The sequence below is a fragment of the Actinomadura sp. 6N118 genome (assembly GCF_044326415.1).
Lineage (GTDB): Bacteria > Actinomycetota > Actinomycetes > Streptosporangiales > Streptosporangiaceae > Spirillospora.
In genome coordinates this window covers 326,072-342,886 of record NZ_JBIRAZ010000005.1, presented here as the reverse complement: position 1 = coordinate 342,886, position 16,815 = coordinate 326,072, and the positions used below count along the sequence as shown (strand labels likewise).

At 67.2% G+C, this 16,815-nt stretch carries 19 protein-coding genes; 8 read left to right on the top strand and 11 right to left on the bottom strand.

Annotation, left to right across the window (positions count from 1 at the left end):
• Positions 1-68: 68 nt before the first annotated feature.
• The gene (locus ACH34W_RS15195; RefSeq protein WP_395961503.1) at positions 69-617 is read right to left on the bottom strand and encodes a dihydrofolate reductase family protein; all 549 of its coding nucleotides are present in this window, start codon (positions 615-617) and stop codon (positions 69-71) included.
• 107 nt (positions 618-724) lie between these two features.
• Here ACH34W_RS15195 and ACH34W_RS15190 point away from each other — a divergent pair, with 107 nt between their 5' ends.
• Positions 725-1,345, top strand: coding sequence for a TetR/AcrR family transcriptional regulator (locus tag ACH34W_RS15190; protein WP_395961502.1), 621 nt, complete (start codon positions 725-727; stop codon positions 1,343-1,345).
• 152 nt (positions 1,346-1,497) lie between these two features.
• Positions 1,498-2,046 carry a hypothetical protein gene (locus ACH34W_RS15185; protein WP_395961501.1) on the top strand — a complete coding sequence of 183 codons (549 nt, stop codon included), beginning with the start codon at positions 1,498-1,500 and terminating at the stop codon, positions 2,044-2,046.
• Between the two features lie 93 nt (positions 2,047-2,139).
• Here ACH34W_RS15185 and ACH34W_RS15180 read toward each other — a convergent pair whose 3' ends face one another.
• From ACH34W_RS15180 to ACH34W_RS15165, 4 genes are all read right to left on the bottom strand, one after another.
• Complete coding sequence (locus ACH34W_RS15180; protein WP_395961500.1) at positions 2,140-3,120, bottom strand: hypothetical protein; 981 nt, start codon at positions 3,118-3,120, stop codon at positions 2,140-2,142.
• 203 nt (positions 3,121-3,323) lie between these two features.
• The gene (locus ACH34W_RS15175; RefSeq protein WP_395961499.1) at positions 3,324-4,667 is read right to left on the bottom strand and encodes an alpha/beta fold hydrolase; all 1,344 of its coding nucleotides are present in this window, start codon (positions 4,665-4,667) and stop codon (positions 3,324-3,326) included.
• A 355-nt stretch (positions 4,668-5,022) separates the two neighbouring features.
• The gene (locus ACH34W_RS15170) at positions 5,023-6,138 is read right to left on the bottom strand and encodes a hypothetical protein (protein ID WP_395961498.1); all 1,116 of its coding nucleotides are present in this window, start codon (positions 6,136-6,138) and stop codon (positions 5,023-5,025) included.
• A gap of 240 nt (positions 6,139-6,378) precedes the next feature.
• Entirely contained in the window at positions 6,379-6,804 is a 426-nt protein-coding gene (locus ACH34W_RS15165) for a MarR family winged helix-turn-helix transcriptional regulator (protein ID WP_395961497.1), read from the bottom strand.
• 96 nt (positions 6,805-6,900) lie between these two features.
• On the opposite strand from ACH34W_RS15165, the gene ACH34W_RS15160 reads away from it, so the two are divergent.
• Positions 6,901-7,641, top strand: coding sequence for an SDR family NAD(P)-dependent oxidoreductase (locus ACH34W_RS15160; RefSeq protein ID WP_395961496.1), 741 nt, complete (start codon positions 6,901-6,903; stop codon positions 7,639-7,641).
• 27 nt (positions 7,642-7,668) lie between these two features.
• Here ACH34W_RS15160 and ACH34W_RS15155 read toward each other — a convergent pair whose 3' ends face one another.
• Both ACH34W_RS15155 and ACH34W_RS15150 read right to left on the bottom strand, forming a co-directional pair.
• Positions 7,669-8,058, bottom strand: coding sequence for a hypothetical protein (locus ACH34W_RS15155; RefSeq protein WP_395961495.1), 390 nt, complete (start codon positions 8,056-8,058; stop codon positions 7,669-7,671).
• Positions 8,055-8,294 (bottom strand): ribbon-helix-helix domain-containing protein, encoded by a 240-nt coding sequence (locus tag ACH34W_RS15150; protein ID WP_395961494.1) that lies wholly within the window; start codon positions 8,292-8,294, stop codon positions 8,055-8,057. The genes ACH34W_RS15155 and ACH34W_RS15150 overlap by 4 nt, the downstream gene beginning before the upstream one ends.
• A 149-nt stretch (positions 8,295-8,443) precedes the next feature.
• Between ACH34W_RS15150 and ACH34W_RS15145 the strand changes: the two genes are divergently transcribed.
• Both ACH34W_RS15145 and ACH34W_RS15140 read left to right on the top strand, forming a co-directional pair.
• Positions 8,444-8,740, top strand: coding sequence for an MTH1187 family thiamine-binding protein (locus ACH34W_RS15145; protein ID WP_395961493.1), 297 nt, complete (start codon positions 8,444-8,446; stop codon positions 8,738-8,740).
• 98 nt (positions 8,741-8,838) lie between these two features.
• The gene (locus ACH34W_RS15140; protein WP_395961492.1) at positions 8,839-9,165 is read left to right on the top strand and encodes a rhodanese-like domain-containing protein; all 327 of its coding nucleotides are present in this window, start codon (positions 8,839-8,841) and stop codon (positions 9,163-9,165) included.
• A gap of 50 nt (positions 9,166-9,215) precedes the next feature.
• On the opposite strand, the gene ACH34W_RS15135 is transcribed toward ACH34W_RS15140, so the two are convergent.
• From ACH34W_RS15135 to ACH34W_RS15125, 3 genes are all read right to left on the bottom strand, one after another.
• Positions 9,216-10,880 (bottom strand): DUF6882 domain-containing protein, encoded by a 1,665-nt coding sequence (locus ACH34W_RS15135; protein ID WP_395961491.1) that lies wholly within the window; start codon positions 10,878-10,880, stop codon positions 9,216-9,218.
• Between the two features lie 195 nt (positions 10,881-11,075).
• Entirely contained in the window at positions 11,076-12,107 is a 1,032-nt protein-coding gene (locus ACH34W_RS15130) for a hypothetical protein (RefSeq protein ID WP_395961490.1), read from the bottom strand.
• Positions 12,108-12,504: 397 nt separating this feature from the next.
• A complete protein-coding gene (locus tag ACH34W_RS15125) occupies positions 12,505-13,089 on the bottom strand; it encodes a PepSY domain-containing protein (protein WP_395961489.1) in 585 nt (194 codons plus the stop codon).
• Positions 13,090-13,286: 197 nt separating this feature from the next.
• Here ACH34W_RS15125 and ACH34W_RS15120 point away from each other — a divergent pair, with 197 nt between their 5' ends.
• The 3 genes from ACH34W_RS15120 to ACH34W_RS15110 all read left to right on the top strand — a co-directional run bounded on the left by ACH34W_RS15120 (position 13,287) and on the right by ACH34W_RS15110 (position 16,143).
• Positions 13,287-14,000, top strand: a complete 714-nt coding sequence (locus ACH34W_RS15120) for a response regulator transcription factor (RefSeq protein WP_395961488.1) — start codon at positions 13,287-13,289, stop codon at positions 13,998-14,000.
• A complete protein-coding gene (locus ACH34W_RS15115) occupies positions 14,001-15,476 on the top strand; it encodes an ATP-binding protein (protein WP_395961487.1) in 1,476 nt (491 codons plus the stop codon).
• 277 nt (positions 15,477-15,753) lie between these two features.
• The gene (locus tag ACH34W_RS15110; protein ID WP_395961486.1) at positions 15,754-16,143 is read left to right on the top strand and encodes a hypothetical protein; all 390 of its coding nucleotides are present in this window, start codon (positions 15,754-15,756) and stop codon (positions 16,141-16,143) included.
• Positions 16,144-16,260: 117 nt separating this feature from the next.
• Here ACH34W_RS15110 and ACH34W_RS15105 read toward each other — a convergent pair whose 3' ends face one another.
• The gene (locus ACH34W_RS15105) at positions 16,261-16,767 is read right to left on the bottom strand and encodes a DUF6328 family protein (RefSeq protein ID WP_395961485.1); all 507 of its coding nucleotides are present in this window, start codon (positions 16,765-16,767) and stop codon (positions 16,261-16,263) included.
• Positions 16,768-16,815: the final 48 nt, after the last annotated feature.

Sequence of the window (16,815 nt, the reverse complement as noted above, 5' to 3'; positions counted from 1 at the left end):
TAACCCGGAACCTCCACCTTGCCTAGATTCCTTTCCAAGGACCTCAACGGACTTGTGTGCCCCGAGGCCTAGAGGTCGTAGGTGAGGAGCAGGGCGCCTGATCCGAACCGATGCGTGTCGGTGAGCTGCAGATCGGCCCTGGGGTACGTACCGTCGAACAGCCTCGTTCCGCCACCCAGCAGAACGGGGTTGACGACGAGCCGCATCTGGTCCAGAACGCCCAGGCGGACGGCGGAGGTGGCGGCCTGGCCGCCTGCGAAGAGCGCGAGGTCGCGGCCGCTCTGGCGCTTGAGGTCGTCGAGGGCGCCCGCCGGGTCGTCGCCGAGCAGGTGGGAGTTGTGCCAGTCCGTGCGGCGGAGCGTACGGGACAGGACGTACTTGGGCAGCTCGTGCATCCGGCGCCGCTGCGTCTCCGAGACCTCGTCCCCGGCGGTCGGCCAGTACGCGGCGAGCTGCTCGAAGGCCGTCCGGCCGAAGACCATCCCGTCGATCGACTCCAGCAGGTCGTCGATGTGGCGCTGGAACTCCTCGTCGGCGAACGCCCAGTCGATGTCCCCCGCCGAGTCGGTGATGTAGCCGTCGAGCGACACGTTGATGTGCAGGAATAGGCGTCCCACGGGATCTCCTCGAGTTGGCGGGTTACTTCTTGATCGCACGTTCATGAAGTCGTGCCCACACGCTTACACTTCTTGAACGAGGTGTCAAGAAGTCATACGATGCCGTCATGCCACGAACCGGCCGACCGCGATCGTTCGACCAAGACCAGGTCGTCGAGGGAGCGCTGGAGCTCTTCTGGCGACGCGGCTACACGGCCACCTCGCTCCGGGACCTCAAGGGAGGGCTCGGAATCTTGCCGGGCAGCCTCTACGCCGCCTACGGCGACAAGCACACGCTCTTCCTGCGTGCGCTGGAGCGGTACGTGAACGCGGCCCGCGGGCAGGCGGCCGAGGTCGCCGCCGAGGGCCCCTTCCTGCCGCGCATCCGCGAGCTTCTCCTGAGTGTCCTGCAAGCCGCGCAAACGACACCCGGCCGCGGCTGCATGCTCGGCAACACCGCGGCCGAGTTGCTCCCTGAGGATCAAGCGGCGCTGCAGCTGGTCCACGGTGGCTTCGGCGCACTGGAGAACGGTCTGGAGGAGGCACTCAAGGCGGCACAGCAATCCGGCGAAGTCCGTCCCGACATCGACTGCGGAGCCCAGGCGCGCCTTCTACTCGCACTGATGCAAGGACTTCACATCCTCGCGCGAGCCGAAGCCGATCCCCGTCGCCTCACCGACGCCATCGACGCCGCCCTCACCGCGCTGACCGTCCAGCACGAAACAGATCACTCGGACCAGACACACTGACGCACCCGTGGAGTAGAACGTGGCCACCCGACTCGGGATTGGTCCTGGCTGTTCACACGTTCTCTCTCACTTGTTCGGACCTGATTCATCCCCCGCCGCGACCCTCATGTCGATCTTGAAACCAAGATCGACTCCCGTTCGAAGGAGATCGCATGTCGCACTCCACGTGGGCGGCCATCGCGGCGGCCACCATCGCGACGGCCGGCGTGGTCGGCGCCGCCCCGCAGGCGTCCGCTTCCCCGGCGTCTCGAGTTGCAGCGTCCTCACCTGCCGGATCCGCCACGACACTGGCCGCCGGGGCCCGCTACCGCGGCGAGGTCATGTGCAAGGCGAAGGGCCGCTGGGCCAAGGGCTACGTTGAGACCTACGGCAGGCCCACCGGATCGGGCGCCTTCACCCGCGTTCTGGAGTGGGGTTGGGCGATCCAGAAGACGTCGGGCAACCACAGCAACAGCTCTGTCACCGCCTACAAGGTCATCCACGAGGGTGGCGCGAACTGGCGGTGGAGCGGAGGGCCCGGCTACAAGGGTGACGCGGTTGAGGACAGCCAGTTCCACAAGGGCAAGATGATCAACAACACCAACATCGGTTATGGCCCTCCCTACGGGGAGCACGCGATCGTCTTCAGCTTCGTTCTCGACAAAGGGACGGGCGGCGAGTGCGACGCCTGGCTGCGGGTCCCGAACCTGAAGTGGAAGTGATGGCGACGCCGCAATTCCGCTGACAGCGGCTCCGGGGATATGTGGCGGCCTGCTGTTGGGGCGGGACAGCAGGCCGCCACGGGCCCCCGCGTCCTAGGTCTGCGGCTGTGCGGCGTTCCTCTGCCTGTTCCTGCCCAAGAGAACGACGGCACCGAGCGCGGCGACAATGGCACCGAGATTGACCAGCCAGAGCACACCGCGCCACCCGGGTGTCTCTTCGCCCGGCAGGGCGCGGTCGGTGATGCCGGTACGGTCCACGACCAGCTTTGCGTCGGAGATCGGAGTCACCCCGGACGCCTGCTCGTAGTCCACCCGCCGCTCACCGCACTGGTAGTGGTGAACGGCGTCGGGCGACGCTGCCCTCGGCCTGAACGTCGTGGTGTCCAGAAGGCGGCAGTCCTGGCTCTGTCCTGCGACGTTCAGCCAGGCTTGCAGGCCACTGGTGAAGTTGTTGAGAGTAAGAGCGGCCACCAGGAACAGCAAGACCGCTCCGGGGACAAGCGCTCGAGATGTGACGCACAGGAGGCTCACGCCGAGCAACCCAACACCGGCGATCATCAGCAGGAGCGCGATCGCCGGGCTCCGGCCAGTGCCATGCGCGAACGGCGCACCGACGACGCACAACACGGGGACCGCGACCACCAGGACGTTCGCCACGGCAGCGGGCAGAACGCGGTCGCGTCCGATCAGTTGGGCCCGGGTGTAGAGCCCCGTACCCACCGGAACAAGGCAGAGGTACCCCATCCAGATGGCGGTCGAGCCGGTGTCGGCGACCCCCACGACCACGGTCGCGGCGGTCGCGACCAGCCCGTACACCACATGGTGGTTCGCGGCGCGCAGGGCACGTGGCCGCTCCGGTGAGTCGGCCGGAAGCCTGCCCAAGCCACAGGTGATCGCCAGCAGCACCGCGCCGACAAGGACGAGGAGATAGCCGACGACCGTCCAGTGCAACGGCGACAGCGCCAGTAACAGTCCCAGCGCGTGCAGACCGGCGGAGGGCAAAAGGCAGCCGTAGGCGTTGGGGGGCGACGTGCTCGCCACAGTGGCCGAACTCGCATCTTGGGTAGGGGGCACCACAGATCCTCCGGCTAAGGGAATGGCCATGTCGGGGCATAACCGCATCTGACGGAGCATAGTGAGCCGGTGATGCCCGTCGTTCAACCGGTGGCAGTCCTTGATCTCCACCTTGCCAGGGCGCCCCTTGATGCAGAGCCTCACGCGGCCGGGGCGCGGACGTGGCCGTGCCCCGGCCGGATGGTCGTGGCGGACGACGTCGGTCAGGCGTAGTCGTCGATGTAGATGGAGTTCATGTGGGTGTCCGACAGCCAGCTGGGGATCGTTAGCCGGTCGGTCTGGCCGTCGGCGGCGCGTTGCCGGGTCTCCAGCGTCACCGTTCCGGACGTGGAGGCGGGCATGTAGTGGTCGGCGCCGGAGATGAAGGGCAGGATCGGGAACAGCCCGACGGTGGTGTTCAGGTTGGTCCGGCGATCGGAGCGCCAGTCGTACAGGAAGATGCCGCACGCCCGCTTGGTGCGCGGTGCGGTGGTGGCGTTGAGGACGTTGGTGCCGTTGAGAGCCAGCGTGTCGTTGTTGTCGCTCTGGTCGCCCCACCATTCCTTGTTGCGGTAGACCAGCATCGCGACGTGGTTCCTGTTGCGTTCGACGAGCCAGTCCACCGGACCGCCCGGGTCGCCGCTCAGCACGCGGACGGTCAGATCGGTGCGGCGGAACGGCTGGTAGTAGTGGTGATGGACCTGGTTGGTGCCGTTCTTGGACATCGCGAACTCGTAGTGCACGTCCCCTCGGCCCTTGAACGGGCCGAACGACCCGTCGCCGGACCCACCGAACTGGTAGGTCGCGACCGGCTGCGCGCTGGTCCGGCGCCCGGTGGCCGGGTCGAACGGGTAGATGTCGAGCCGGGCGTCTCTGAGCCCGGTGTTGAACGGGAAGTACACGGCGCGGCCGGCGATCTGGATCTCACCTGACTCTGGAGTGACGCCGGTGGTGGCGGGCGCCTCGCCGGTGAAGAATTCGTAGGCGGCCTTGAAGGTCGCGACCGAGGACGTGGTCTGCACGTGCGACTCGCCGGAGTGGTAGAGGTTGGTCGCGCCCTCGATCTTGCGATCCGTGCTGCCCTCTCCCCAGATCGCCAAGGTGGGCACGGGCGGGGATTCGGCGCCGGCGGTCGAACCGCCGTCGATGTTGACGTAGTGCGCGACGTTGGCCGCCCGTTCCGCCGAGCTCTTCAGGTACTGCTGGGACACCAGGGTGCCCAGCGAGTGCCCGAGCAGCTCGACCTTGTCGGCGCCGGTGGCCGCCTTGAGGCGGGCGATGCGGTGGTCGAGCCCGGCATGGACCTGCTCCATCGTGTTGTTGACGAACAGGGAGTCGTACTCATGGGTCTCGACGTGGGTGACCGGATAACCGTTGCTGGCGAACCGCTTGGCCTGGGTCTGGAACTGGCTGCCCGACCCGGATCCGCCATGCACGAAGATGACCGGCCGCAGCGTGGCACGGGCGTGCGCCGTGGCCGTGGCCGGGGCCGTGGCCGTGGCCGGGAAGATTCCGAGCAGCAGGACCGCCGCTGCCACAAGGGCGAAGAGTTTGCGTATCCGCTTCATGCAGTCTTCCTCCGATCCAGTCGTTGCGCTGGTCAGGGCACGTCGCCATCGGGACCTCCAGGAGGCCCCTCGTTCCCGCGGCAACTATGAACGGCACGCTGGAGTTTCCCTAGTAGTCAGGACAGCGATCCGAACGGCCGGATTTATCGGAAACCGCGGCACCGCGCACATGTACAAGGCATTGGGGTACGGCGAGGACATCTGGATGAAATGCACGCTGCCCACCCAGGTGGGCGGTCAGCGATATCTCAGAATGTCGGGATCCCGAGATTGACGGTGATGGCGCGGTGCCGACGTTCAGTAGCATGCGGTGCTCGATCGCCGGCTTGGCGTCGGAGGGTCCAGGCGCGCTGCGTCATCTTCTGGGGGTCCACACGACGGCGCGGTTCGCCCCGGCCTCATTGCGGCTGACGCCGATGACCTGGCCGCGGTCGTTGATATCGGTCGCCTGGCTGCTCTTCCCGCCGAGGGTTCCCAGGTCGGTCATCCGCCCGCGCTCCCAGAGGAACGCGTGCTCCTCACCGTCGGCGGTCTCGCTCCAGCCCACCACCTGGCCGCGATTGTTGATCGCCGTGACGGAGGCCTTCGTGCCGCCGAGGGTGCCCAGCTCGATCAGCCTGCCCCGGTCCCACATGACCGGGAGGCTGCCCTCCGACGTGGTCCCGCTGACGCCGATGATCTGGCCCCGGTTGTTGATGCTCCTGTGCCAGGCCGGGAAGTTGAACGAGGATCCGAGGGTGGCGAGCTCGGTCATCCGGCCCCGCTCCCAGACGAACGGGAAGAACCGCTCGTCGGCGTCGGACGTCCACCCGATGACCTGGCCGCGGTCGTTGATGTCGAACGTGAAGGCCAGGCGCCCTCCGGGACCGAGCACCCGCGTCATCGTTCCCTTGTCCCAGACGAAGCCGAACTCCGTTGGCTCGGGTCCCGACAGGGCGAGGTAGGTGCCGGTGGCCTGCCCCCGGTTGTTGATCGCCCGTCCGATGGCGGCGCTCTTGCCGGGCTCGGAGATCTCGGTGAACGTCCCGCCGCTCCACACCCCGGCGCGGAAGGGGAACAACATCATCTCGTGGTAGACCAACGCCTGGCCGCGGTCGTTGAGATCGATGCCGCCCCCGGGTCCCACAGACGGTGTGAGGTGCGTGGTCTCGCCCTGGCGGTTCCAGAGGGTGGGACGGGAGTTGTGGCGACCGAGGACCTGCCCGCGGTTATTGATCTCCACGGTCTCCACGGCAGAGGTGGCGTCCTGGACGAGCACCGTCGGCGTGTAACCGTTGCCGCTGCGGTCGGGATCCCACCGTATGGCCTTCCCGACCGGCGGGGCAGTGCCCACGATCTGCCCGAACTCATTGATCGCCTGGGGAGACACCGTGGTGGCGCCCTCCGTGGGCAACTCCCTGATCGCGAACCTGGCCGGCTCGGTCACGGCCGGATCGGCCACGGCAGGCTCGGTCGCGAGGGAGAATCCCATGATTGCGGATGTCAGCAGGACGGCCACTCGGCTGTGTCGCATGGCAAGCCCTCCGGAGGCACGTTCACGGGAAAGGAACCCGAGCATAAGTTCGGGGACGCCCGCTCTCTTGTCGCCGTTCTGACAAAGCACGCGCATGCAATCGAGGGCTCAGCGATGTAACACCGCATGGTCTGGCTGAGTTCGAGCTTGGCCTTGGTCAGTCGTGGCTGGCCTGAGTCATGGCGTGCCTGGCCTGAGTCAGTCGTGACCGGCCTTGGCCATGCGGGCCAGCCAATCGCGGACGGTGGCGCGCTGCGCGGCGTCGAAGCCGACCTCCAGTTCGTTCTCTTGTGCGTGAACCGAGGGCCTGGCCGCCTCCAGTCGCCCGCGTCCAAGGGCGGTCAGGTGGATCTCCTGGCTGCGGCGGTCCTGTGGGTGGGGACGGCGTTCCACCATTCCGGCGCGTTCCATCCCGGTCAGCATCTCGTTGGCGGACTGCCGGGCGCTGGCCACCGCGCGGGCCACGTCGGCGACCGAGGCGCCGGGTTGCTCTTCGAGCACGAGAAGCGTCGCGTACTGCGCCACGGACAGATCGTGCGCGGCGAGCGCGCCGTCCATGACCGATCGCATGTTCAGCCACGCCTGGCGCACGAGGAAGCTCAGGCAGATCTCATCGTCACTCATCACACGTCCCAACTCATCACACGTCCCATAGTTGACAGGTTCCTGACGAACTCGGATACTCGACAGGAACCTGACAATCCTATCGGGGAGCGAGACATGACAGTTGCCGTGGTCACCGGCGCCAGCAGCGGAATCGGCGCCGCGGTCGCCCGCCATCTGGCCGATCGAGGCCTGACCGTGCTCGGGGTCGCCCGCCGCGCCGCCGAGCTCAACAAGGTCGGAACCGACATCCCGGGCAGCTTCGAACCGGTCGTCGCCGATCTCACCACCGACGCCGGCATGGCGAGCGTCTCCGCTGCGGTCGCCGGACGTCCGGTCACGGCCCTGGTCCACTCCGCCGGCATCGATCACGTACGAGAGATCGCCTCCACCACCCGGGCCGAACTCGACGCGCTGTGGAACATCAACATCTCCGCACCGATCCTGCTCACCCGAGCACTGCTGGACGACCTGGCCGACGGTGCCGGTGTCGTCTTCATCGGGAGCACGGCTGCCGCGCGCGGCATCGACCGGCACGCCGCGTACGGCGCCAGCAAGGCCGCACTCCACGGCCTCACCGTCAATCTGGCCGTCGACCTGGCACCTCGGGTGCGGGTCAACTGCGTGAGTCCAGGCGGCACGCGTACGCCGATGTCCGCCGCCTACATCGCGGCCTACCAGCAAGGAGTCGAGCCCGAACGAGTCGAACGCGAACTGGGGATCGAGCTCGGCCGGATGCTTCTGGGGGGCCTATCCGAACCCAAGGATGTGGCGCTCACCGTCGGACATGTCGCGCTGGACGCCGCCGCCATGACCGGCACCGTCATCTACGTCGACGGCGGATTCACCGCCCGCTGATCGGACGGTGCCGCCTGGGTCACCGAGTCACGGGATCTCTTCGATGCGGATGCCGGGCAGCGCACGGTAAGCGTCGGGGGTTGCGGTGAGCACGGGCCAGCGGCGCCAGCGAGCCGACCAAGCGGCCTGAACGGTATCAACGCCGATGTCGGGCGCGGCGGCGGCCAGCAGCCCGGTCTGCTGGGCGATGACGTCGTCCAGGTCGTCGATCTGGACGACCTGCATATCCGGAAGGCGTTCCAGCACAGGGCGGGCATGGTCGGGGACGAGCTGCCAGGCGCGGGCGAGCCCGGCTGCGGGGATGACGATGGTGGCGTGCTGGGCGATGGAGGCGCGCAGCCTGGCCCGTACGTACACGGTCTTGCCGATGGCCAGGTCCTGCAGAGCGGTCGCGTCGAAGACGTGACCGGTGATCACGCCATCGCCCGGTCGCGGCGTGTGCCGCCCTCGGTCATGTGCTCGACCAGGGCCTGTTCCTCGGGGCTGGGCGGACCGAACAGCTCGTCCACGGTGGCCGCGTCCTGGAGATAAGCCAGCTTGAGCCGGGCACCCTCGGCCAGGAAGCCCGACACCGAGGCGATCTTCTTGTCCTCGACCAGCGCCTGCAAGGTGTCGGCCAGATCGTCGGGAAGCGTGATGTTGAGTCGCCGCATGCCCACCACAATACACACTCCGCCTCCCAGGAGTGTGTATGCAGCTCCGGCCACCGGCCACGACCGGACCTACGAGTGAGGACGCACGTGGTCTCCTGGTGGTGTACGACCAGGCCCTATTGAATAGGCCCTATTGAAGGGATTGCATTGTGCTTGTTGCCTTCTCGGTGACTCCGTTGGGTGCTGGCGAGGACGTGGGTGAGCTCGTCGCCGAGGCCGTTCGTGTGGTCAGAGCCAGCGGCCTACCCAACCGCACCGACGCGATGTTCACGACCGTTGAGGGCGAGTGGGACGAGGTGATGGCCGTGATCAAGCGCGCGGCCGACGTGGTCGCCGAGCGGTCCCCACGGGTGAGCCTGCTGATCAAGGCGGACATCCGTCCCGGCGTGACGGACGCGATGACATCAAAGGTGGAGACGGTAGAGCGCCACCTGTCTGAGAGCTGACCGACAGCTCGAGTCGCTCCTCGGCTTGTTAAGCGGACTGTGGTCCGATAATGTCCGAAGTTATCCGGACCATGGTCCGATTATCTGGAGGTAGCGACATGACCGCGCTCATCACCCGTGACGAGCTGAAGGCCGCGATCGACGAGGGCACCGTGACGGTGGTCGACGCGCTCGGCGGCGAGTACTACGCCAAGCAGCATCTGCCCGGCGCGATCGCCTTGGTCCTGGCCGACGTGGACGCGCAGGCCGCCAGCGTGCTGCCCGATCGCAATGCCGCGATCGTCACCTACTGCTCCAACCCCGCGTGCCCCAACAGCGGACAGGTCGCCGGCCGGCTCACCGCCCTCGGCTACACCAACGTCCGCGCGTACCGGGAAGGCATTGAGGACTGGACAGCGGCGGGCCATCCCACCGAGACCGCCTGACCCGCGCCATGAGGTGAAGCGGCTGAGCCAACAGCCTCAGCCGCTTCACCTCACTCACCGTTCCCCTCACCCACACCGGGCGCGGCTTCCACTCCGCTGCTGATGGTGGTGATGCGGTCGTCGAGGTCGAAGAGCACGACCAGGCGGTATGGGCTTTCGCCGTCTGAGCGCTGACCCTGGATGCGGGCGGGCGTGTTCTCCACGATCGTGGCGTTGTCGCGGCCGAGGATGGCCTTGACCTCGGGGTGTTCCTTGGCCTTCTCAAGGGGACAGTGGACGGTGACGCGGCGTCCGTCGGCGGATTCGACGACGATGACGGCGGGTGATTCGCTGATCTCGAACCCGTGGTGCTCCATGAAGCCGCGGACCACACGGTGCTGCTCGTGCGGCCAGACCTCGGCGGCCTGCGTGAGGAGGCGGGGTACGGCCAGGCGATCGAACTGCGCTGTGGGCAGGCTCGGATCGTCGGTGGCCAGGACGAGCCGGCCCTTTCCTTCGTTGACAGTGACGAAGCTGACACCCTTGGCGCCGATGAGCGGGGCGGCGGCAAGGGCCATCGTGAACGCGCCCTCGGCAGGATGGTTGAACCGGGAGAAGTCGAGGTGGCCCTTGAGCAGTTCGGGGATCTGGTGGAGTTCGCCGAATTCCCGAAGGGTGCGCAGCCCTGCCAAGGCGGGCAGGTCTTGTTCCCAGGTGGGGTTGTCCCACGCCCACAGCCAGGTCTGGGAAAGGTTGGAGAAGCTGCCCAGGACGGTGAGCCCCCGCAGGGTGCGGCCGTCCAGTGTCACGGTCGCTTCCTCCGGATCCCATTCGATGTAATCGTGTGTGAAGGCGTCGTTGAACACGTCCTGCTGGTGGATCCTGACGGCGGCGATCCCACTCGCGTACGCCTGGAACTCCGGGCTGTAGAACGTCGGCCCGTCCGGGAACTCGCCCCAAAACCGGGCCATCCGGTGCCCTCCCGCGTTCGCGTAGATGTCCCTGAGCCTGCGCGCGGCCTTGGCGTTGCCGACCTCCAGGACCGCCCTGCGCAACCAGGTGACGCCCTCGTCCACGTTCTGCTGTGACAGGTGGGCGTCGGCGATCGCGTTTGCGGCGTTGGGGTGCTTGAGGTCCGCCGCGCGCTGCCATGCCTCCAAGCGCTTGTCGGGTTCACCCCGGTCCTGCCAGACGAAGCCCAGGTTGTACGCGGCGATGGCGTTACCGAGGTCGGCCGCCCGGCCGTACCATTCGGCGGCGGCAACGAGATCGCCCTTCCCGCCGTCGTCGTAGATCGCCGCGAGGTTGGAGGCCGCCTTGTCGTCGGAATCCAGCTCCCAGGCACGCAGGTAGCACTGTTTCGCCTCGTCCACGGCCCCTCGATCGCGCAGGATCACTCCAAGGTTGAGGTAGCCGCCCGCGTGGCCCCCCTCGGCGGCCTGCCGGTACCAACGCTCGGCTTCCTCCAGGTCACCGCGCTCTTGCTCCGCATAACCGACCTCGAAGGCGCTCTCGGGCACGCCCTGTTCCGCCGCGCGCCGATACCACTCCACGGCCTCGGCCTTGTCGCCCCGGTTCAGCAGCAGCCCGGCCAGGTCGTGGGCGGCGGCCGGGCGGCCCTTCTCGAACGCCTCCCGGAAGCACCGTTCCGCCTCCGCCTGGTCGCCTTCGCGCCGTGCCCGGAGCCCCTGCTCATGCAGGACGGTTGCCTCGGCCAGCTGTTCGGCATCGCTCATGGGGGCACTCCTCGTGGTTGCACGTTGGCCGATCGATCGTAGAGAACGACGCCAACGGACGATCACCGGTTCCCCGACTCACGCGGCTGCGGATACCGTCCACTCCATGGAACGCCTGTCCATGTTCCGCCGGGACTAGGCGAAAATTCGTGGAGCCGGCGTGCGCGCAAATGCGCACGCCGGCTCCCGGTCTGGTCAGCGAGCGGTGAAGAAGGCGGAGTCCTGGATGTCAGGCTCGGAGTCGCGCCTGACGTAGCCGACACCGAGCATGGTCGCGGTGCCCGGGACGTTCGCCATGGCGTCCATGCCGACATGGTGTCCGGCCGGACCCGGGATCCGAGTGACGGTCCAGCGGCCGGCGCGGTAGTTCGCCAGCCTGTCACCACTGACCTTCATCCAGAGGCCGCCGCGGCCATCGGTGGACAGGCCGGAGATGTCGGCATGCACGTTCGGGCCCGTCAGCCTGCGCCACTTGGAGCCGTTCCAGTGCAGAACGATGGGACGGTGCTCCTCGTCGTCGTCGACCATCCAACTGTAGGAGCCGATGGCGTAGACGTTCCGGGACGACAACGCCAGGACGCTGCTGAGCTGGGACGTGGAGCCCTTCGGCATCTGGATCCGCGGCAGGGCCGTGGACTTCCAGGAGGAGCCGTTCCATCGCAGGGCTATGCCCCCGCCGCCACTGGCCTTCGAGCCGACAGCCCACCCGTTCTTGGCCGACGTGAAGCTCATTGAGTAGAGACTGCTCGCTGCGGGAATTCGCATGCTCCGCCACTTGCGGCCGTTCCAGTTACGCAACTGGCCGCGGCCCGAGTGTTCGTTGAGGGACAGCCACACGTTCGAAGAGGAGATCGCCTCCGTGTCCCAGGCGTGGACCTCGCCTCTTTCGACGACGGATGTCTTCCACGCCTTGCCGTTCCAGTGGAACGACTTGAACACCGATGAACTGTCACCGCCGAACGCCCAGACGTTCTTGTCCGAGGTGGCGTCCATCTGCTCGAGCGGGTGGTTCACGTGCGCGGGCAGCTTGATCCGGCGCCAGGCGCTGCCGTTCCAGCGGTACAGCAGCGGAGGCCCCTGCCAGACGCTGCCGGCTGCCCAGGCGCTCTTGCGTCCGGTGACCGCCAGGGCACCGATGCCGTCGTCCCCTGCGACGTTGGTGCGCGTGGTGAGCTTCCATTTCTGTGGCACCGGCTTGGGAGCCGCCTCCGCCACACCGGCCGTCATAACCCCGGCCGGTAGAAACAGCGCTGAAAGCGCTGCCAACCCCCGTAGTTTCATCGCACGCCCTCTCCTTGGAACAAAATGTTCACTTGCAGGACGTGCCAAGGAACCCGGCCGTTGTCACCGTGCGTGTCCTGATGCGGTCAACCAAAATCCGTCAAGCTCGGTGAACGCAACCGACGTACGGAGCGTCCAGGCGTGAGGTCGATCGGTTTTCGGCTCGACTCGCACCCATACACATACGCGTAGTCACCAAAGGACAGCTCTTGGGCGAGGCCGCAGCGCGCCGTTGCCTGGGAGGAGCGACGAGGATCACTCTGCCTTTTCGGCCTCCAGGGCCGGTAGGAGAAGCTGCGCCCAACCTGGACTGCACGCCCGCCTCTGGCAAGGCTCGAGGAGATCAGCCGTGGAGGTCTTGTTCGACGGTGTCGGCGGTGACCTTGCCGGTGGCGGCGTCCACCCGTAGCTTGTGCTCTTGGCCGTTGTCGGCGGTGATGTCGACCCCCCAGAAGTGCCTCGTCCGGCGGTATTCGAAGTCCACGGCGGCCGCGATGCCGGACACGGCCTTCGCACCGGCCCGTGCGGCTTGGATTGCGGTGATCTTCGCCGATCGCAGCGCCTTGGCCTCGTCGGGCTTGTCCTCGCCCTCCTCCGGGGGGTCGATCCTGTTGGACAACACGCGGCCGTCGCAGGCGTCGATGTGCAGTTCCCGCTCGGTGTCATCGCGGGCCAGGGTGTCGGCCTCCCAGATCAAGGTCCGGCCGTTGTAGTCCAGTTCCAGGCCCTCGATGTGGCTGCCGGGCACCGCCGCCAGCGCGGCGGCGGCGGCCTTCTCGATGTCGAGGCGTACGGTGACCGATTGGACGCAGCCGTCGTTCCCCGCGGCAAATCCGGTGGCGGTGGCCCCCGCCAGCGCTCCCGCCACGGCCGCGACCACCAGCAGTGGCCAGCTTCCCGACAGCGCATTCTTGGCAGCGAACTTCATGTCCATCCCTCCCCGGGCCGGATCTGCGTTCCCCGAAGGGTGAGGTCGGCACGAGGCGCAGCCAAAGGGCTTTCAGGTGACGCTGGCATGCCTTGCCGATCTTGAACCGCCCGACCGGGCCGGCGCCGGCTGGCACACCGACCACGCGTTATTACACTAAGCAATGAGGATATCACTGATAGTAATGGGTGGGACGCATGCGCCTGCTGATCGTCGAGGACGAGAAACGGCTGGCCAGGTCACTGGCGCAGGGCCTGGTCGCCGAGGGCTTCGCGGTGGACCTGGCGCACGACGGCGCCACCGGCCTGGCCCGGGCGCTGGAGAACGACTACGACCTCATCCTGCTCGACATCATGCTGCCCGGCATGAACGGCTACCGGGTCTGCTCGGCCCTGCGCTCGGCGGGTGACGACACTCCGATCCTGATGCTCACCGCCAAGGACGGCGAGTACGACCATGCCGAAGGGCTCGACACCGGCGCCGACGACTACCTCACCAAGCCGTTCTCCTATGTGGTGTTGCTCGCCCACGTCCGGGCCCTGCTGCGGCGCCATACCCGGGGCGCCTCGCCCCTCATCGAGCTTGGCGACCTGTCCATCGACCCCGCCGCCAAACGCGTCCAGCGCGCCGGTGTGCAGGTGGAACTGACCACCAAGGAGTTCGCGGTGCTGGAGCACCTGGCGACCAACGCGGGCCAGGTGGTGTCGAAGACGCAGATCCTCGAGCACGTCTGGGACAGCGGCTTCGATGGCGACCCCAACATCGTCGAGGTCTATGTGAGCGCGCTGCGCCGAAAGCTGGACGCCCCCTTCGGCCGCAGATCGATCACCACGGTGCGCGGTGCCGGATACCGCCTGGCCTCCAACGGCGGCGCCGCCCAACCCGGCAGGCCACCGAGAGGGAGCACCTAGATGCCCCGCCTGCTCGGCTCGGTGCGCGCCCGTGCCACGCTGGGCGCGACCGCTGTGGTCGCCGTCGCGCTGGTCGCCGCGGGACTGGTCGTGATGTCCCTGCTGCGGGCGAACCTCGCCGGACACGCCGATCTTCAGGCCGAGATGACCGCCCGCGAGACCGCCGCGAAACTCGCCACCGGCATCCCCTACAACCGGCTCGACCTGGACGACACCGAGGCGCACCCGGTCCAGATCGTGGACTCTTCCGGCCGCGTACGCGCGGTGAGCGAAGACCTGCAGTCCATCAGCGGCACCGGCAATCCCGCCACAATGCCTTGGCCGATGACCACCACAACCCTGTCAGCAGAGGATGATGACGACGACGACCTGGACGAGGAGGATCCCCACCCCGGCCAGGTCTCCGACGAAGTCCGGCATGCCACGGGCCGCGCCACCGTGGAAGGCAGCACCGCCGACTATCGGTTCGCAGCGGTGCAGGCCACCACCCCCGGCGGCGATACCGTCACCGTGTACGCGGGCGCGAGCCTGGCCACCACGCGCCACGCGGTCGCTGCGGTGAGCCGGGGGATGCTGGCCGGCCTGCCGCTGCTGCTGGCCGTGGTGGCGGCCGTGACCTGGCTGGTCACACGGCGCGCGCTGCACCCGGTCGCGGCGATCCGCGGCGAGCTGACGGAGATCACCTCATCGGGCGACCTGACCCGCCGCGTCCCCGTGCCCAGGTCGCGGGACGAGGTGGCCGACCTGGCCGCCGCGACGAACCAGACCCTGGCCGCGCTGGAACGGTCGGTGACGCGGCAGCGCGCCTTCGTCGCCGACGCCGCACACGAGCTGCGCACCCCGATCGCCTCACTGCGCACGCACTTAGAGGTGGCCGCGGCGCATCCACAGCTGCTGGACGTGTCCGAACTGATCGTCGACGTCGTCCGGCTCCAGCATCTGGCCGCCGACCTGCTGCTGCTCGCCCGCCTCGACGCCGGAGACCGCCCCGCCCCGCCGGAGCCGGTGGACCTGGCCGAGCTGGTGCGCGACGAACTGAGGCGACGTCCCCAGGGCACACGCGACCTCGCCATCGAAGCCGACGTGGCGAACGCCCCCCGGGTCATGGGCAGCCGTGTACGGCTGGCCCGCGTCCTTTCCAACCTCCTCGACAACGCCGAACGGCACGCGACCGCCAGGATTCGCGTGGAACTGGGCGCGCAGGACGGTGGGCAGGTCGGCGCGGCGGTGCTGCGGGTCGCCGACGACGGCGCCGGAGTGCCGCCGGACGACCGCGAGCGGATCTTCGAACGGTTCGTCCGGCTCGACGAGGCCCGCAGCCGCGACGACGGCGGAGCCGGGCTCGGCCTGGCCATCACCCGCGACCTGGTCCAGGCGCACGGCGGCAAGATCACGGTCGGTGACGCGCCCGAGGGCGGCGCGCTGTTCCAGGTACAGCTCCCGCCGCCCGCGGAATCTCACTGCCGCACCCGATAAATCACACTTGCCAGAGCATGGGCAGTGGCTCCTTCACCGCTCACGACTCCAAACCGGCAACCGTCCCGCCGCGCGGCATTTTTCGGGCGAATAGGAATTCCCTATCTCAATTAGCCGACGGCATGGCGCGCTCTCGCCACTTTGCCGAGACATTTCCAGGAATAGACGATTGAGCGGGTGCGTTGGCATGGAAATCCTGGGCAAGATCTCTCGCGTTAGGCGATAGATATCGCCGACGCCGGTATCGGCGTTACCCGCCCAGGAAAGAGGAAGCATCATGCTCCGGTATTTTGCCGCCACCAGCGTGCTCGCCATGAGCATGGCTGGTGCGCTGATCGGCGCAGCACCTGCGACGGCCACTACCATTTCCCAGGACCCTAGGCCCTCCCACAATTCCCATGAGTCCGACCCCAACCCCCACAAGTCGAAGAAGTCGAAGAAGTCCAACAACTCCAACAAGTCCAAGAAGTCCAACAAAAACTCTAAGTTCAAGGGTTCCATCAAAAACCACAAGAAGCATGACAACGACAAGTTCTCGAACAAGTCCATCCATTACTGCATCGTATATGTCCTTTCGGTAGATTCCGACAGCCCGTTCAAGACCCTCTGCACCAACCGCCACTGGCAGGAGAACGAAGGGGACGAGAGCGACATCGGGGGCGGGTGACACTCCCCCGCGAACAGATGGGCAGCGCCTGGCGCTGCCCATCTGTTCGTTCGTTCACCCTGAGTCCGGCCCTCCTCCACCACGCTCCCGCGCACCACGACCTCGTCCACACGGGGTTCATCGCCGAGAACGAATGCGCCCCCTTTGGATCCGGATGAGTATCGGTTTGCCGAACCACAGCCATCCGGCCAGGCAGGCAACACCGGTGGAGGTGACGAGCGCGATCGGGCTATCGAACAGGAAGTTGACCACCACTAGGGTGGCGGAGGCCATCGATACCGCCAGGGCCAGCGTCCCGGCGATGCCGTAAAGGTTGGCCCGCCGCATCAGCGACTCCTTACAGCCAAGGCGGAACAGTATCCGGTGCTGGGCCACCGGAGCGATGAAGAGCACCGAGGCCACTGCGGACGCGACCAGCGCGACGAAGAACGGCCAGCGGTCGGCGGCGGTCATCCGCTCGTAACCCGGAGCGAACGGCACGGTCAACAGGAAGGCGAAAAGCACCTGCACGCCGGTGACCGCGACCCGCAAGCCCTGCAGGAGCTCCAAGAAATTGCGGATGGTGCGCTCTGCCGGGGTCTCGTCAATAGGGCTTGTGTCGTGCTGCGGCTTGTTATCGGTCATCACAATGATTTCAGCACAATGACCCCCTTCAGAAGGACCTCATAAGCC

Coding starts and splice junctions, on each gene's coding strand:
- ACH34W_RS15190 (WP_395961502.1), top strand. CDS start 725: ATGCCACGAACCGGCCGACCGCGATCGTTCGACCAAGACCAGGTCGTC.
- ACH34W_RS15185 (WP_395961501.1), top strand. CDS start 1,498: ATGTCGCACTCCACGTGGGCGGCCATCGCGGCGGCCACCATCGCGACG.
- ACH34W_RS15175 (WP_395961499.1), bottom strand. CDS start 4,667: ATGAAGCGGATACGCAAACTCTTCGCCCTTGTGGCAGCGGCGGTCCTG.
- ACH34W_RS15170 (WP_395961498.1), bottom strand. CDS start 6,138: ATGGGATTCTCCCTCGCGACCGAGCCTGCCGTGGCCGATCCGGCCGTG.
- ACH34W_RS15165 (WP_395961497.1), bottom strand. CDS start 6,804: ATGAGTGACGATGAGATCTGCCTGAGCTTCCTCGTGCGCCAGGCGTGG.
- ACH34W_RS15160 (WP_395961496.1), top strand. CDS start 6,901: ATGACAGTTGCCGTGGTCACCGGCGCCAGCAGCGGAATCGGCGCCGCG.
- ACH34W_RS15150 (WP_395961494.1), bottom strand. CDS start 8,294: ATGCGGCGACTCAACATCACGCTTCCCGACGATCTGGCCGACACCTTG.
- ACH34W_RS15140 (WP_395961492.1), top strand. CDS start 8,839: ATGACCGCGCTCATCACCCGTGACGAGCTGAAGGCCGCGATCGACGAG.
- ACH34W_RS15135 (WP_395961491.1), bottom strand. CDS start 10,880: ATGAGCGATGCCGAACAGCTGGCCGAGGCAACCGTCCTGCATGAGCAG.
- ACH34W_RS15130 (WP_395961490.1), bottom strand. CDS start 12,107: ATGACGGCCGGTGTGGCGGAGGCGGCTCCCAAGCCGGTGCCACAGAAA.
- ACH34W_RS15125 (WP_395961489.1), bottom strand. CDS start 13,089: ATGAAGTTCGCTGCCAAGAATGCGCTGTCGGGAAGCTGGCCACTGCTG.
- ACH34W_RS15120 (WP_395961488.1), top strand. CDS start 13,287: ATGCGCCTGCTGATCGTCGAGGACGAGAAACGGCTGGCCAGGTCACTG.
- ACH34W_RS15115 (WP_395961487.1), top strand. CDS start 14,001: ATGCCCCGCCTGCTCGGCTCGGTGCGCGCCCGTGCCACGCTGGGCGCG.
- ACH34W_RS15110 (WP_395961486.1), top strand. CDS start 15,754: ATGCTCCGGTATTTTGCCGCCACCAGCGTGCTCGCCATGAGCATGGCT.
- ACH34W_RS15105 (WP_395961485.1), bottom strand. CDS start 16,767: ATGACCGATAACAAGCCGCAGCACGACACAAGCCCTATTGACGAGACC.